General features: G+C 34.7%; 14 protein-coding genes and 1 pseudogene. 5 read left to right on the forward strand and 10 right to left on the reverse strand.

Annotated features, from left to right (window positions below; translation table 11 throughout):
* The 4 genes and pseudogenes from B2S90_RS01495 to B2S90_RS01510 all read right to left on the reverse strand — a co-directional run.
* Positions 1 to 687, reverse strand: a pseudogene (locus B2S90_RS01495) (carboxynorspermidine decarboxylase); the annotation flags it as partial.
* Between the two features lie 4 nt (positions 688 to 691).
* Positions 692 to 1,630, reverse strand: a complete 939-nt coding sequence (locus B2S90_RS01500) for a saccharopine dehydrogenase C-terminal domain-containing protein (protein WP_286696445.1) — start codon at positions 1,628 to 1,630, stop codon at positions 692 to 694.
* A gap of 15 nt (positions 1,631 to 1,645) precedes the next feature.
* Positions 1,646 to 2,839: an aminotransferase class I/II-fold pyridoxal phosphate-dependent enzyme gene (locus B2S90_RS01505; protein WP_286696446.1), complete on the reverse strand. Its 1,194-nt coding sequence runs from the start codon at positions 2,837 to 2,839 to the stop codon at positions 1,646 to 1,648.
* A gap of 13 nt (positions 2,840 to 2,852) precedes the next feature.
* Complete coding sequence (locus B2S90_RS01510) at positions 2,853 to 3,095, reverse strand: hypothetical protein (RefSeq protein WP_286696447.1); 243 nt, start codon at positions 3,093 to 3,095, stop codon at positions 2,853 to 2,855.
* A 568-nt stretch (positions 3,096 to 3,663) separates the two neighbouring features.
* Here B2S90_RS01510 and B2S90_RS01515 point away from each other — a divergent pair.
* The 4 genes from B2S90_RS01515 (at position 3,664) to B2S90_RS01530 (ending at position 7,080) form a co-directional block, all read left to right on the forward strand.
* On the forward strand, positions 3,664 to 4,194 hold the full coding sequence (locus B2S90_RS01515) for a GNAT family N-acetyltransferase (RefSeq protein ID WP_278780466.1): 531 nt from the start codon (positions 3,664 to 3,666) through the stop codon (positions 4,192 to 4,194).
* Complete coding sequence (locus tag B2S90_RS01520) at positions 4,188 to 5,075, forward strand: MurR/RpiR family transcriptional regulator (RefSeq protein WP_278780468.1); 888 nt, start codon at positions 4,188 to 4,190, stop codon at positions 5,073 to 5,075. Before B2S90_RS01515 ends, B2S90_RS01520 begins: the two co-directional genes overlap by 7 nt.
* Positions 5,076 to 5,200: 125 nt before the next feature.
* A complete protein-coding gene (locus B2S90_RS01525) occupies positions 5,201 to 6,601 on the forward strand; it encodes a 6-phospho-beta-glucosidase (RefSeq protein WP_055234174.1) in 1,401 nt (466 codons plus the stop codon).
* Between the two features lie 65 nt (positions 6,602 to 6,666).
* Complete coding sequence (locus tag B2S90_RS01530; protein ID WP_055234175.1) at positions 6,667 to 7,080, forward strand: peptide deformylase; 414 nt, start codon at positions 6,667 to 6,669, stop codon at positions 7,078 to 7,080.
* A 51-nt stretch (positions 7,081 to 7,131) separates the two neighbouring features.
* On the opposite strand, the gene B2S90_RS01535 is transcribed toward B2S90_RS01530, so the two are convergent.
* The 6 genes from B2S90_RS01535 to B2S90_RS01560 form a co-directional block, all read right to left on the reverse strand.
* Positions 7,132 to 9,009 carry a heavy metal translocating P-type ATPase gene (locus B2S90_RS01535; RefSeq protein ID WP_279147397.1) on the reverse strand — a complete coding sequence of 626 codons (1,878 nt, stop codon included), beginning with the start codon at positions 9,007 to 9,009 and terminating at the stop codon, positions 7,132 to 7,134.
* Positions 9,010 to 9,024: 15 nt separating this feature from the next.
* The gene (locus tag B2S90_RS01540) at positions 9,025 to 9,243 is read right to left on the reverse strand and encodes a cation transporter (RefSeq protein ID WP_055234177.1); all 219 of its coding nucleotides are present in this window, start codon (positions 9,241 to 9,243) and stop codon (positions 9,025 to 9,027) included.
* A gap of 13 nt (positions 9,244 to 9,256) precedes the next feature.
* Entirely contained in the window at positions 9,257 to 9,604 is a 348-nt protein-coding gene (locus tag B2S90_RS01545; RefSeq protein WP_006505676.1) for an ArsR/SmtB family transcription factor, read from the reverse strand.
* Between the two features lie 109 nt (positions 9,605 to 9,713).
* Positions 9,714 to 11,060, reverse strand: a complete 1,347-nt coding sequence (locus B2S90_RS01550) for a rubredoxin-like domain-containing protein (RefSeq protein WP_055289413.1) — start codon at positions 11,058 to 11,060, stop codon at positions 9,714 to 9,716.
* Between the two features lie 15 nt (positions 11,061 to 11,075).
* On the reverse strand, positions 11,076 to 11,672 hold the full coding sequence (locus B2S90_RS01555) for a flavin reductase (protein WP_055234179.1): 597 nt from the start codon (positions 11,670 to 11,672) through the stop codon (positions 11,076 to 11,078).
* A gap of 59 nt (positions 11,673 to 11,731) precedes the next feature.
* Positions 11,732 to 12,472: a putative ABC transporter permease gene (locus B2S90_RS01560; RefSeq protein WP_278780475.1), complete on the reverse strand. Its 741-nt coding sequence runs from the start codon at positions 12,470 to 12,472 to the stop codon at positions 11,732 to 11,734.
* Between the two features lie 247 nt (positions 12,473 to 12,719).
* On the opposite strand from B2S90_RS01560, the gene deoC reads away from it, so the two are divergent.
* On the forward strand, positions 12,720 to 13,388 hold the full coding sequence (gene deoC, locus B2S90_RS01565) for a deoxyribose-phosphate aldolase (protein WP_286696448.1): 669 nt from the start codon (positions 12,720 to 12,722) through the stop codon (positions 13,386 to 13,388).
* The last annotated feature ends 80 nt before the right edge of the window (positions 13,389 to 13,468 follow it).

Below are 13,468 nucleotides of genomic sequence, written 5' to 3' on the forward strand. Positions count from 1 at the left end.
TAAATCATAAGTCTCCTGCATATGATTAATACATTGAATCAATCGTTCAACATCATAATCATCTCTTGTAATATGATGTCCTCCACCCATATTCAGCCATTTCATTTGTGGTAGCCATTTAGAGAACTTCTCTTCCACAGCCTTCAATGTAGTTTCTAAATCATCAGAATTCTGTTCACATAAAGTATGGAAATGAAGTCCATCCACCATTTCTGCAATCTCATCATCAAAATCACGTGCACGAATTCCCATTCTAGAACCAGGCGCACATGGATCATAAATTGCATGTCCAACCTGTGTTGAACATTCTGGATTAATACGTACACCAATAGATGTACCTTTCACAACTTCTGCATATTTTTTAAGCTGTGCTTTAGAGTTAAATACAATATGATCACATATTTCTGCAAGTTCTTCTATATCCTGGGAACGATAGACAGGAGAATATACATGATTCTCCAAACCCATTTCTTCTTTTCCAAGTCTTGCTTCATAAAGACCACTTGCTGTTGTACCACTTATATATTTTCCAATAAGTGGATATTCTTCAAAACAAGAAAAACATTTCTGAGCCAGTAAAATCTTTGCACCAGTACGTTTTTCTACTTCTTTTAATAATTCTAAATTATGTATAAGCTTTGTTTCATCAATCACAAAACAAGGCGTAGGTAATTCATTGATCTTCATAGAACTAATCCACTAAAGTAGGATTTTCTACTACCTTCCAAGGAAGTCCCCATTTATTTAAAGCATCCATATATGGATCTGGATCAAATTCATCAGTTGTATAAACACCTGGCATATTCCATAATCCCTGTAATACAAGCATAGTACCAATCATTGCAGGCACGCCTGTTGTATAAGATACTGCCTGAGAACCAACTTCCTTAAAACATTCCTGATAATCACATACATTGTAGATATAAATACTTTTTTCCTTACCATCCTTAATACCAGTAAAGATACAACCGATATTAGTCTTACCAACAGTACGAGGACCTAAAGTAGATGGATCAGGTAAAAATTCCTTTAAGAACTGAATAGGTACAATCTGCTGTCCATTAAATTCAACAGGTGTTGTAGAAAGCATACCAACATTCTCTAAACATTTCATATGTGTTAAATAACTTTCCCCAAATGTCATAAAGAAACGAATTCTTTTTACTTCAGGCATATTCTTACCTAACGCTTCAATTTCTTCATGATGAAGAAGATACATATCCTTTTCTCCTACTTCATCAAAGTTATATTCTCTCTTAATTGACATAGCTGGAATTTCTACCCATTTTCCATCTTCCCAGTAAGAACCTGGTGCAGATACTTCTCTTAAGTTAACTTCAGGATTGAAGTTAGTCGCAAATGGATAACCACCATCGCCACCACCGACAATCAGGACGTTTCTCACATCAGGATGAACGGACATAGGTACATGAACAACCATTTCATTGTAGATAAAACAATCTTGTTCTGAAAATATAACACTCCCATTAAGTGTTAGGAACTTTCCAAACTCTGGTGATTGAAATACATCAATTCTCTGATAATCACTCTCACCTGAGAATAACTGTTTTTCAACACGGATATCAAACTTCACATGAGGTGAGTGAAGTTCTGAAAACCAAAATTCCATCTTCATTTGTCTCCCTTACATTTTTAGTACATTTAATGTTTTTAATGTAGGATCTTCCATCCCCTGCATTGAACATCCTTTTTCCACTGAATACTGGATATAATCAATAATCTCATCAGTAATCTCTTCTCCCGGAGAAAGGATAGGAATTCCTGGTGGATAAGCCATGACAAACTCACCTGATATACATCCTGGTGCATCACGGATTGGCACATTGACCTTATCGGCATAGAATGCAACCTGCGGTGAAACAGGAACATGAGGGAGAAGCATCTGGCTATCTACCTCAAAACGTTTTTCTTCTTTTGAATACAGACGACTAATTTCAGCTAAAGCTCCTACAAGTCTTTCAATATCCTGAATTCTATCTCCAATAGAGATATAAGCCATAATGTTACCAATATCTCCAAACTCTATCTGGATATCATACTCATCTCTTAAGATGTCATACACTTCAATCCCCTCTAGACCAATATCTCTTGTATAGACACAAAGCTTTGTGAGATCAAAATCATATACTGTACTTCCATTAATCAGCTCTTTACCATAGGCATAATAACCACCAATTGAATTGATTTCATCTCTTGCATACTGTGCCCCTTCACTTACCTTTGCGAATGATTGTCTTCCACATAAGGCAAGATTTCTTCTAGACAAGTCAAGACTTGTCATCAAAAGGTAGGAAGCACTTGTAGTCTGAGTGATATTGATAATTGATTGTACATGTTCTGCATTCATGCCGTTACTTGTAAGAAGAATAGAACTCTGCGTTAATGATCCTCCTGACTTATGCATGGATATCGCAGCCATATCAGCCCCGGCTTTCATGGCATTCATAGGAAGATTGTCACCAAAATAAAGATGTGTACCATGTGCTTCATCGGCAAGAACCTTTAATCCATAACGATGCGCTACATCACAGATGCCCTTTATATCTGAACATATGCCATAGTAGGTAGGATTATTGACTAATACTGCAACAGCCTTAGGATGTGCCTGTATCGCTTTTTCTACATGTTTAACAGTTACTCCAAGTACGATTCCTAGTTTCGCATTGATCTCAGTATTGAGATAAACAGGAGTTGCACCACATAAGATGAGTGCATTAATTACACTCTTATGCACATTTCTAGGTCCAATGATTTCATCACCTGCTTTACATACAGATAAAACCATATTCTGTACAGCCTGTGTTGTGCCTCTCACCATAAAAAATGCATGTTCAAAATGCTTCGGCAGTTAATTCTTGTGCCTCTTTAATCACTGAAACAGGATGACAGAGGTTATCAAGTGGTTTCGTTGAATTCACATCAATCCCCACGCATCGTTCTCCTAGTAAATCCACAAGTTCAGGATTTCCTCTTCCTCTCTTGTGTCCAGGAACATCAAAAGGTACGATTCTTTTCTTTCTAAATGTCTCAATCGCTTCATAAAGCGGTGCACTCGATTGTCTTTTTAAGTCCATAATCTCCCTTTCCTCATCATGTCTAAACAAAAAAAGACAGATGATTATTCATCATCTGTCAAATGTGTAAAAAATGTGATACATGGTACTTTTTTTCTATGCGAAACAAGCAGAGACTGCCTATTTCCTATGCATAAATATAATGTCACGTACTATATTGACCGTTCTATGAGATGATGTGCTTATTTCTAAGCGACGATTGTAAAGTAATCAACTCATAAAATTTGCGCTTTTAACGCAATCAATAATGTGGCTCCTAACCACCTTCGGCAACTGCCCCCTGCCTGTCCGTAGGTTTTTAAATAGAGGCATATATTTTGCATAAGAACTGATTCGTTCGCTTGCAGTACTAACTATAAAGCATACTTTGTTTGAATGTCAATATAAAAATTTTATATTAACACAATCTTTAACCCATATTCATTTTTGATAATCAGTAATCTTCCAAAAGAAAATACGGATTATTAGATACAAAATTATTTTCACAAATAGTGCTAAGTAGATTGTTTAAGACTTTATAATTTTTTGAAAATATTATAGAATATGATAAATAATAAGGAGGAAAATGATGATTAGTATTAGAATCGCAACAGTAGAGGATGCAGAGTCTATCCAGAAAATTTATGCCCCTTATGTCCTTAATACAACTATCACATTTGAATTAGAACCACCGACAGTTAAAGAAATGGCAGATCGTATCAGTCATACTTTAGAAAAATATCCATATCTAGTCGCAGTAGAAGAGGGAGAAGTTATAGGATACGCTTATGCAGGGACATTGTATGATCGTCGCGCCTATGATCATTCTGCAGAATTATCTATTTATATCGATGATAGAAAGCGTCATAAAGGAGTAGGTCATCTTCTTTATAATGCTTTGATTGACTATCTTACAAGAATGAATATTACGAATCTTTATGGATGCATCACTTATCCAAATGATGCAAGTATCGCTTTTCATGAAAAATATGGTTTTAAAGAAGCTGCTCATTTCCATGAATGTGGCTATAAGTTTGATCAGTGGCTAGATGTTGTTTATCTAGAAAAGAGATTAGACAAAACGACTGAGCCATTCATACCCTTTAAAGAACTATGTTAATAAGAGAAGCATTAGAAAAAAGTCCAATGAATCCTAATGAAAAAAGATTAGGACAGTATTTGATAGATCAGGGCATACAACTAGAAAATGCGACAGTAAGAACAGTCGCAAAGGAAGTATTCTTAGCCCCATCGTCAGTTGTACGTTTTGTACAGAAATTAGGATTTGAAGGATTTAATGACTTCAAGAAACAGTATTTAGAAGAAATACGATACTTATCCACACACTTTCAGAAAATAGATAGTAATAGACCATTCTCCCAAAATGATAAGAATATAGTGATTGCGAATAAAATAGGATTACTTTATGATGAAACGTTGCAGGATACGATTTCTTTACTCAATCATGATACACTTCAGGAAGCCATCAATCGTATTGAAAAGAAGGAACATATTGCGATTGTCGTATCAGGTGCACAGAAGGGAATTGCGTATACCTTTAAAGAAAAGATGATGAAAATTGGTAAGAAGGTAGATATTTTTGATAGCACGGATGAAGCTTTTTATGAAGCATGTTATTGTAGCAGCAATACATTATTTATTCTTATCAGTTATTCTGGTGAAACATCAAGATGTATTTTTATCTGTCGTAAATTAGTTGAAAGAAAGTTATCCTTTATCACTATTACAACTTATGGGACTAACTCTCTTTCTAGTCAGTCAGACTGCTGTTTATATGTATCCACAAGAGAAAAACTAATTGATAATTTAGGTACATTCTCTTTTAATCTTTCTTTACTTTATTTACTTGATGTTCTTTATGCAGGTTATTTTAATACCAGCTACGATGAACATTTAGAAAATAAAACAATGACTTCTATGGAATGTGAAAACATATTTACAGATCATGGCAGAAAAACAGATAACCCAATCATCAAATAGAACAGTGTTCCCCAAAAACCTTTGAAATAAGGAACAGAAAGAGAACATTGTTGTTTTCGCTTACATTTTAATGTTTTCCTTATTCTTTTTACGTATAATGGTGTTGTCGAAGGAGGAACGCAAGAATGAATAAAGAAGGCGTAAAAATCGTTACTATTGGTGGAGGCAGCAGCTATACACCAGAATTAATGGAAGGGTTCATCAAGAGATATGGTGAATTACCAATCAGAGAAATCTGGCTATGTGATATCGAAGATGGTAAAGAAAAACTTGAAATCGTAGGAGAAATGGCACAGAGAATGTGGGATGCATCTCCTTATGATGTAAAAGTACATCTTACTTTAGACCGTAGAGAAGCATTACCAGGAGCTGACTTCGTTACTACACAGTTCAGAGTAGGGTTATTGAATGCACGTATCAAGGATGAAAGAATTCCATTTTCTTATGGAATGTTAGGACAGGAAACAAATGGTGCTGGAGGAATCTTCAAAGCATTACGTACTATTCCAGTTATCTTAAGCATCGTAGAAGATATGAAGGAATTATGTCCTGATGCATGGTTAATCAACTTCACTAACCCTAGTGGAATGGTTACTGAATCAGTTATGAAATATGGTAAGTGGGATAAGGTTATTGGTTTATGTAATGTACCAGTAGGTGCTATGATGGATGAACCAAAAACAATCGGAAAAACATTGGATCAGTTAACTTACAAGTTTGCAGGTTTAAACCATTTCCATTGGCATAAAGTATTTGATGAAAATGGTCATGAAGTGACTAAAGACATCATCAATGCAATGTATGAAGGTAAAGATATGGGTATTCCAGCTAATATTCATGATATCCCATTCTTTAAAGAACAGTTATTACGTATGAATATGATTCCTTGTGGATATCATAGATATTACTATCGTGAAGAAGAAATGTTGGCACACGGTTTGAAGGAATACAATGATCCAAATGTTGGAACAAGAGGTCAGCAGGTACAGAAGACTGAACATGAATTATTTGAATTATATAAGGATCCTAACCTAGATCATAAGCCAGAACAGCTTGCAAAACGTGGTGGTGCACATTACAGTGATGCAGCTTGTGAAACAATTGCATCTATTTATGGAAATAAGTTAAGTCACATCGTTGTAACTACTAAAAATAATGGTGCAGTACCTGATCTTCCAGTTGATTGTGCCGTAGAAGTATCTTCTTATATTGGAAGTACTGGTGCACGTCCAATCGCTTTTGGTCCATTAGAACCAGCAGAAAGAGGATGGGTACAGTGCATGAAGAACATGGAATTATGTGTTGAAGAAGCTGCTGTAACAGGTGATTATGGAACTCTATTACAGGCTTTCACAATCAATCCACAGATTGTAGCTGGTACTAAAGCTAAACGTATTATGGATGAATTATTAATCGCCCATAAAAAATACCTTCCTCAGTTTGCAGATACTATTGCAAGACTTGAAGAAGAAGGCGTAACTATCAAAGATGATGTTGCAAGAGAATTAACTGAAAAAGGATTATAATATGCTTAACAGGCTCTTATGAGCCTGTTTTCTTATGTTATAATATATTTTAGGAGGACGAAGTAATGATTAAAGAAATAGTAAAGGATAATTTCTTCTTATCTCAGGAGGCAGAAAAAGCGACGAGAGAAGATTTATATATTGGAACTGATTTAAAGGATACTCTTCAAGCACATCTTCATGAATGTGTTGGTATGGCAGGAAATATGATTGGCTATAATAAATCAGTCATTATCTTTTTAGAAGATGAAAAGATGCATGTGATGTATAATCCTGAAATCATTAAAACAAGTGGTAACTATCATGAATGTGAAGAGGGATGTTTATCTCATGTAGGACAAAAGTCAGTTAAACGTTATGAAACAATCAAGGTCTCTTACTTTGATGAATCATTTAAGAAGAAGATTAAAACCTTTACAGGTTTTACAGCACAGATCATTCAGCATGAATGTGATCATCTAAAAGGTATACTCATCTAGCTTGGCTAGATGTTTTTTTATACAATGAAAAAGGCATCCCTGAGGATACCTTTAATTATGAATTGTGAGTGCACGTGTTGCGTTCATGACTGCAAGAATCATAACACCTACATCTGCAAATATTGCAAGCCACATATTCGCAATACCAAGTGCACCCAATACTAAACAGATGAACTTAACAGCTAACGCAAAGACGATATTCTGTTTTACAATTTTTAATGTCTTAGTAGAAATCTTCATTGCAAGGGAAATCTTTAATGGATCATCATCCATCAAAACAACATCTGCTGCTTCAATGGCAGCATCACTACCAAGACCACCCATCGCAATACCAATATCAGCACGAGAGAGTACTGGTGCATCATTGATACCATCACCGACAAAGGCAAGTTTTTCTTTGTCTGATTTATTAGCTAACAACTTTTCTACTTCTTCTACCTTATCTGCAGGAAGAAGTTCACTATGTACTGTATCAATGCCAATTGTATTGGCTACAAAATCTGCAGTAGAAGCACTATCACCTGTTAACATAACAGTTTCCTTTGCCCCTAATGATTTCAAACCACTAATAGCTTCTTTTGCATGATCCTTGATAATATCAGAAATCACAATACAACCTGCATATTTGTCATCAACTGCTACATATACAAGTGTACCAGCCTTTGTATAAGCACTATAACCAACGCCTTTTAACTTCATTAATTTCGCATTACCTGCAAGAATATGATGATCATTATAGTCTGCTTCTACACCATGTCCTGCAATTTCCTGAATATGATCTACAAGTTTATTATCGATTTTCTGATTATAAGCTTTCTTTAAGCTGACGCTGATAGGATGTGTTGAAGCACTTTCTGCATAAGCAGCATATTCAAGTAAATTATATTTATCAAAACCTTCGGCAGGTACAACATCAGTCACTTCAAATACACCCTTAGTTAATGTACCAGTCTTATCAAATACAAAGTACTTAACATCGGATAATGTTTCTAGGTAATTAGAACCTTTTACAAGAATACCGTTCTTGCTGGCACATCCAATACCACCAAAGAAACTTAATGGAATAGAAATAACAAGAGCACAAGGACAGCTGATTACTAAGAATGTGAGGGCTCTAAAGATCCAGTCACTGACATGGGCAGGCTGTCCCATAATAGTTAAGACAATAGGGGGAATAACAGCCAAAGCGAGCGCACTATAACATACAACAGGTGTATAATACTTTGCAAACTTCGTAATAAAGTTTTCTGTTTTGGATTTCTTCATACTTGAGTTTTCTACAAGATCAAGAATCTTAGAAACTGTTGATTCACCAAATTCTTTTGTTGTTTTAACTGTGATACGTGCTGTCATATTAATAGAACCACTATAGATTTCATCACCACAATGGGCGTTACGAGGCACACTTTCACCTGTTAAGGCACTTGTATTTAGTGTTGTATCACCCTCTACAATAATTCCATCAATAGGAACCTTTTCACCAGGATTGATAATGATTTCACTACCAATCTCTACATCATCAGGATCTACTTCTTCAATCTCTCCATCCACCATGATATTGGCATAATCAGGACGAATATCCATTAAAGCAGCGATATTCTTACGACTCTTACCAACCGCAATGCTTTGGAATAATTCACCAATTTGATAGAAAACCATAACGGCAGAACCTTCAAGATATTCACCAAGGCACATAGCTCCGATTGTTGCGACAGCCATTAAGAAGTTTTCATCAAATACCTGACCATGACTGATATTTTTAATGGATTTTCTTAGAATATCATGTCCAATCACAAAGTAGGGAATTAAATAGAGGATAAACTCGACATAGCCTGGTACAGGGACAATTGTCTTAAATACTGTAATTACAATCAATAAGACAATCGCAATAATAATTCTATTTAAAACATTCTTTTGCTTCTTTGTCATTTCTATCACTCCTTATTAAAGGAAGATTTCGCAATCATCCTCAACAATTTTACAATTTTCTCTTGCTTTTTCCATAACTGCCTGAGGATCAACATCTTCCTCAAACTCAACCTTTAACTTTAAAGTCATAAAACTTAAAGTGGCATCCTTAACACCTTCAGTATTCTTTACTGCTTCTTCCATCTTATTTGCACAATTTGCGCAATCTACATCTATTTTATAAGTCTTTTTCATATTATTTTCTCCTTTACTCTTCAATATGATTCATACCAATAGATAAAATACTTCTTACATGATCATCATCTAATGAATAGAAGATAACCTTTCCTTCTCTTCTAAACTTTACTAGTTTTGCATCCTTTAATACCTTAAGCTGATGACTAATGGCTGGCTGAGAAAGCTGTAATATAGTAGCTAAATCACCTACACATAGTTCACCTTCAAATAAAGCATAGAGGATTTTGATTCTTGTAGAATCACCAAATGTCTTAAATAAATCTGCTAAATCATAAAGATATTCATCATCAGGCTGATTCTCTAAAACCTTTGAAACAACATCTTCATTCGCATTTAAGAATTCATTTCTCTTTTCCATGGCTCCTCCTCATATAAACGTTTTTACATATTTAATTATATGAATATGTTTATACGTTGTCAATAGAAAAGCCGAAGAAATAAATGTTTCTTCGGCTTGGCTGTATGTATTATTCAGTTATTTCTTCAAAATCTGAAGCAGGATGTTTACATAGAGGACAAATAAAGTTTTCAGGAAGTTCTTCTCCGCTATATTCATAACCACAGATCTTACAGCGCCATTTACGCACAGGAGTTTCTTCCTTTACTTGATGTTCTTCATTCATATCTTTTACAATCACATCAGCAAGAGCTTCAATTTTTTCATAATCTGCATTTTTCATACGTGATTTAATAGTGAGCTCTTCACCAATATAATTCCAAGATAATGATTCAAGAATAGCTTTCATAGTCATTTTAGCACTTGGTGCCCATGTACCATTTTCAATTAAAACACATGTACGATTCTGTAAAAGATGTTCCTTGATTTCTACCAATAAGTTCTGCATAGGTGTGAATAAACCCGCATTATAAGATGCGCTTGCGAATACAAGATGAGAATATTTAAAACTTTCAGATAAGATATAAGATGGATCAGTCTTAGATACATCATACACTTTAATGTTGTGAATACCTTTTTCACTTAACTTACTTGCAAGAATCTCTGCTGCATTGGCAGTACCACCATAAATGGAACCATAGGCAATCATAACACCCTTTACTTCAGGTTTATAGGATGCCCAGCATGCAGTATGTTCTACCATTAGGTTAATATCTTCATCCCAGATAGGACCATGCAGTGGACAAAGCATTGAGATATCGAGAGTAGATGCTTTCTTTAAGGCATTAGTCACCTGTACACCATATTTACCAACAATATTTGTATAATAACGTCTTGCTTCATTCCAGAATGATTCATCTAGATCCATTTCACTTGCAAATAAATTGCCATGAAGTGCACCAAAAGTACCAAATGCATCCGCACTAAATAAAATACCAGTTGTAGAATCATAAGTCATCATGACTTCAGGCCAATGTACCATTGGTGTAGTAACGAAGCTTAATACATGATGTCCAGTTTCTAAAGTATCGCCTTCCTTGACAACTATAGCTTGCTGATCTACATCAAAATCAAAGAACTGCTTCATCATACGGAATGTAATAGTATTACCCACAATCTTTACATCAGGATAACGTATTACAATATCACAAAGTGTTGCACAATGATCAGGCTCCATATGATTGACTACTACGTAATCAAGTGTTCTACCATCTAGTACATGTTCTAAATTTTCTAAGAATTGATGAGCAATCGCTGCATCTGCAGTATCTAATAAGACAGTCTTATCATCTACTAATAAGTAAGAATTATAACTTATTCCATCAGGAATAGGATAAACATTTTCAAATAGTTCTAAACGTCTATCATTGCCTCCTACATAATAAAAATCATCACTTATTTGTCTTACATTAAACATTCTTTTTCCTCCTACCTAAAGTGGCTCAAAATCAGATGCCGGATGTTTACAAATAGGACAGATTAAATCCTCAGGTAATTCATCACCTTCATAGACCCATCCACAAATCTTACATACCCATCCTTTTTTCTTCTTTTCTGGTTTTGGTTTTACATTCTTGAAATAATAGTCATATGTCATAGAATCATGATCATTTAAGATAACAGCATCATCAAGTTCTACAATAAACATCGTATGTGTTAACTCATCCAATGTTTCTATAACATGACCTTTCATATATGCATTTGCATATTGTGTTAAGTAAGGTAATGAGTCTTTCAAATCATATATATCAAAACCATCAAACTTATTAACTTCTTTGCCGCTTTGGAAACCAAATCGTTTAAAGATATCAAAAGGGCATGTGATATCAAGCACAGATAAAGTCATATTCTTTGACTTCATCAATACATCATGAGTGTAATTCGCCTTATTCAAAGTCACTGCAATACGATAAGGATTACTTGTGAGCTGAACAGCTGTATTAATAATACAGCCATTAGGCTTATTACCATCATTTACACCTAATACATACAAACCATAACTGAGTTTAAATAATGCATTCTTTTCCATGGTCATACCTCCTCTTGTTTATTATAAACGTTTTCACACAAAAAAAAAACTCAGATGCATTATTTCTGAGTTTTTGTGTGGTATTTGTTTAAGATATCAGGGAATGCCTTGACTAAACGACGATGTGAATATTTCTTAATAAGATGTTCACGGTGACTATCCTTTAATTGACGTGCAATCTTAAAGATATCATCTGTTGTAATTTCATTATGAATATCTAGTTCTAGTTCATCTGCAAACTTCTTAAGATCCTGAGAGACTGTCTCAAGTTTTTTCGCAAGATGAGTGGCTTCAAGAAATGTAGTAATTAAGTCGCTTGTGAATAGTGTGATACACACAGTAGAAGCAATAACCATTGGAATATAATCATATTGAATAAGCATATGAGTCAGATGTGGCTGTACATTCTTCACTGCAGTGACAGAAAAGAAACCAAAAATAAAGAAACCTTCTAAACAGATACGACCATTTAAGTTGAATCTCATTTGAGAATAGTCCCACCATCTTGCATGGAACATCTTTTCCATGAAATAAGATGTGAGATATTCAATAAAGCATGCGACAATAGCTCCTTCTATAAAGATAAGAGACCAATCTTTAGAGATAGGAAATAAAGCACATACAATAATCGCACCTGATCCATAAATAGGAATGCAAGGTCCAGTTAAGAAACCACTGTTATGTATCTTATGACCTGTGGCGATAGGGCAGATGAGTGATTCCCAGATCCATCCACAGAAACTATAAATAAAGAAGGAAATAACCAGTATTGTCCAGTTATTCGCAAATGCATCTAACATATTATATTAACCTCCTTGTTAACATTTCACCCATTATAGCATTATAGGAATATAGAAACAAAGAAAACTATAATTTGAGCTTAACTTATTCTTTTTATTAAGAAAAAAGGAACTAGAATCAACGGATACATTTGCGATTATTGGTGCAACAATTACAGAAAATTTTGGAATTAAGATGCCAAAAGATAGAATTGGCTATTCTATTCTAGATAAACTGTTATAATAGAATATAAGAGAGGTATAAAAAATGAACACAAATGAAATTTTAAAAAAAGTAGACCACACATTATTGGCTCAGAGTGCCACTTGGGAAGACATTAAGGTGATCCTTGACGATGGAATCAAATATGGTACAGCATCTGCATGTATTCCAGCTGCTTATGTTAAACAGGCAGCAGAATATGTGGATGGTAAACTTCCTATCTGTACAGTTATTGGATTCCCAAATGGATACAGTACAACTGCAGTAAAAGTATTTGAAACAAAGGATGCTATCGCAAATGGTGCATCTGAAATTGATATGGTTATTAATATCGGATTCTTAAAAGCTAAGAGATATGAAGAAGTAGAAGATGAAATCCGTCAGATTCATGAAGCATGTAATGGTAAAATCTTAAAGGTTATTATTGAAACATGTCTTCTTACAGAAGAAGAAAAGATCAAGATGTGTGAATTAGTCACAAATGCAGGTGCAGAATACATTAAGACATCAACAGGGTTCTCAACTGCAGGTGCTACATTTGAGGATGTAAAGTTAATGCATGATCATGTAGGTGAAGGAGTTAAAGTAAAAGCAGCAGGTGGTATTAGTTCATTTGATGATGCTGAAAAGTTCATCGAACTTGGTGCTGACAGACTTGGTACAAGCCGCCTAGTTAAAATCATGAAGAATACAGACACTGGTGCAGGATACTAAAAGTAAAGAACTATAATCCTTTATATAGGACTATGGTTCTTTTTTACGCAATGAAATAAAAAAACAGACACAAATGTGTC

This window comes from Catenibacterium sp. UBA627, assembly GCF_002299355.1.
Taxonomy (GTDB): Bacteria; Bacillota_I; Bacilli_A; order Erysipelotrichales; family Coprobacillaceae; genus Catenibacterium; species Catenibacterium mitsuoka.

Excerpts from the sequence above, each read along its gene's own strand:
- B2S90_RS01500 (WP_286696445.1), bottom strand. The coding sequence starts at position 1,630 with ATGGAATTTTGGTTTTCAGAACTTCACTCACCTCATGTGAAGTTTGAT.
- B2S90_RS01505 (WP_286696446.1), bottom strand. The coding sequence starts at position 2,839 with ATGGTGAGAGGCACAACACAGGCTGTACAGAATATGGTTTTATCTGTA.
- B2S90_RS01510 (WP_286696447.1), bottom strand. The coding sequence starts at position 3,095 with ATGGACTTAAAAAGACAATCGAGTGCACCGCTTTATGAAGCGATTGAG.
- B2S90_RS01515 (WP_278780466.1), top strand. The coding sequence starts at position 3,664 with ATGATTAGTATTAGAATCGCAACAGTAGAGGATGCAGAGTCTATCCAG.
- B2S90_RS01520 (WP_278780468.1), top strand. The coding sequence starts at position 4,188 with ATGTTAATAAGAGAAGCATTAGAAAAAAGTCCAATGAATCCTAATGAA.
- B2S90_RS01525 (WP_055234174.1), top strand. The coding sequence starts at position 5,201 with ATGAATAAAGAAGGCGTAAAAATCGTTACTATTGGTGGAGGCAGCAGC.
- B2S90_RS01530 (WP_055234175.1), top strand. The coding sequence starts at position 6,667 with ATGATTAAAGAAATAGTAAAGGATAATTTCTTCTTATCTCAGGAGGCA.
- B2S90_RS01535 (WP_279147397.1), bottom strand. The coding sequence starts at position 9,009 with ATGACAAAGAAGCAAAAGAATGTTTTAAATAGAATTATTATTGCGATT.
- B2S90_RS01540 (WP_055234177.1), bottom strand. The coding sequence starts at position 9,243 with ATGAAAAAGACTTATAAAATAGATGTAGATTGCGCAAATTGTGCAAAT.
- B2S90_RS01545 (WP_006505676.1), bottom strand. The coding sequence starts at position 9,604 with ATGGAAAAGAGAAATGAATTCTTAAATGCGAATGAAGATGTTGTTTCA.
- B2S90_RS01550 (WP_055289413.1), bottom strand. The coding sequence starts at position 11,060 with ATGTTTAATGTAAGACAAATAAGTGATGATTTTTATTATGTAGGAGGC.
- B2S90_RS01555 (WP_055234179.1), bottom strand. The coding sequence starts at position 11,672 with ATGGAAAAGAATGCATTATTTAAACTCAGTTATGGTTTGTATGTATTA.
- B2S90_RS01560 (WP_278780475.1), bottom strand. The coding sequence starts at position 12,472 with ATGTTAGATGCATTTGCGAATAACTGGACAATACTGGTTATTTCCTTC.
- deoC (WP_286696448.1), top strand. The coding sequence starts at position 12,720 with ATGAACACAAATGAAATTTTAAAAAAAGTAGACCACACATTATTGGCT.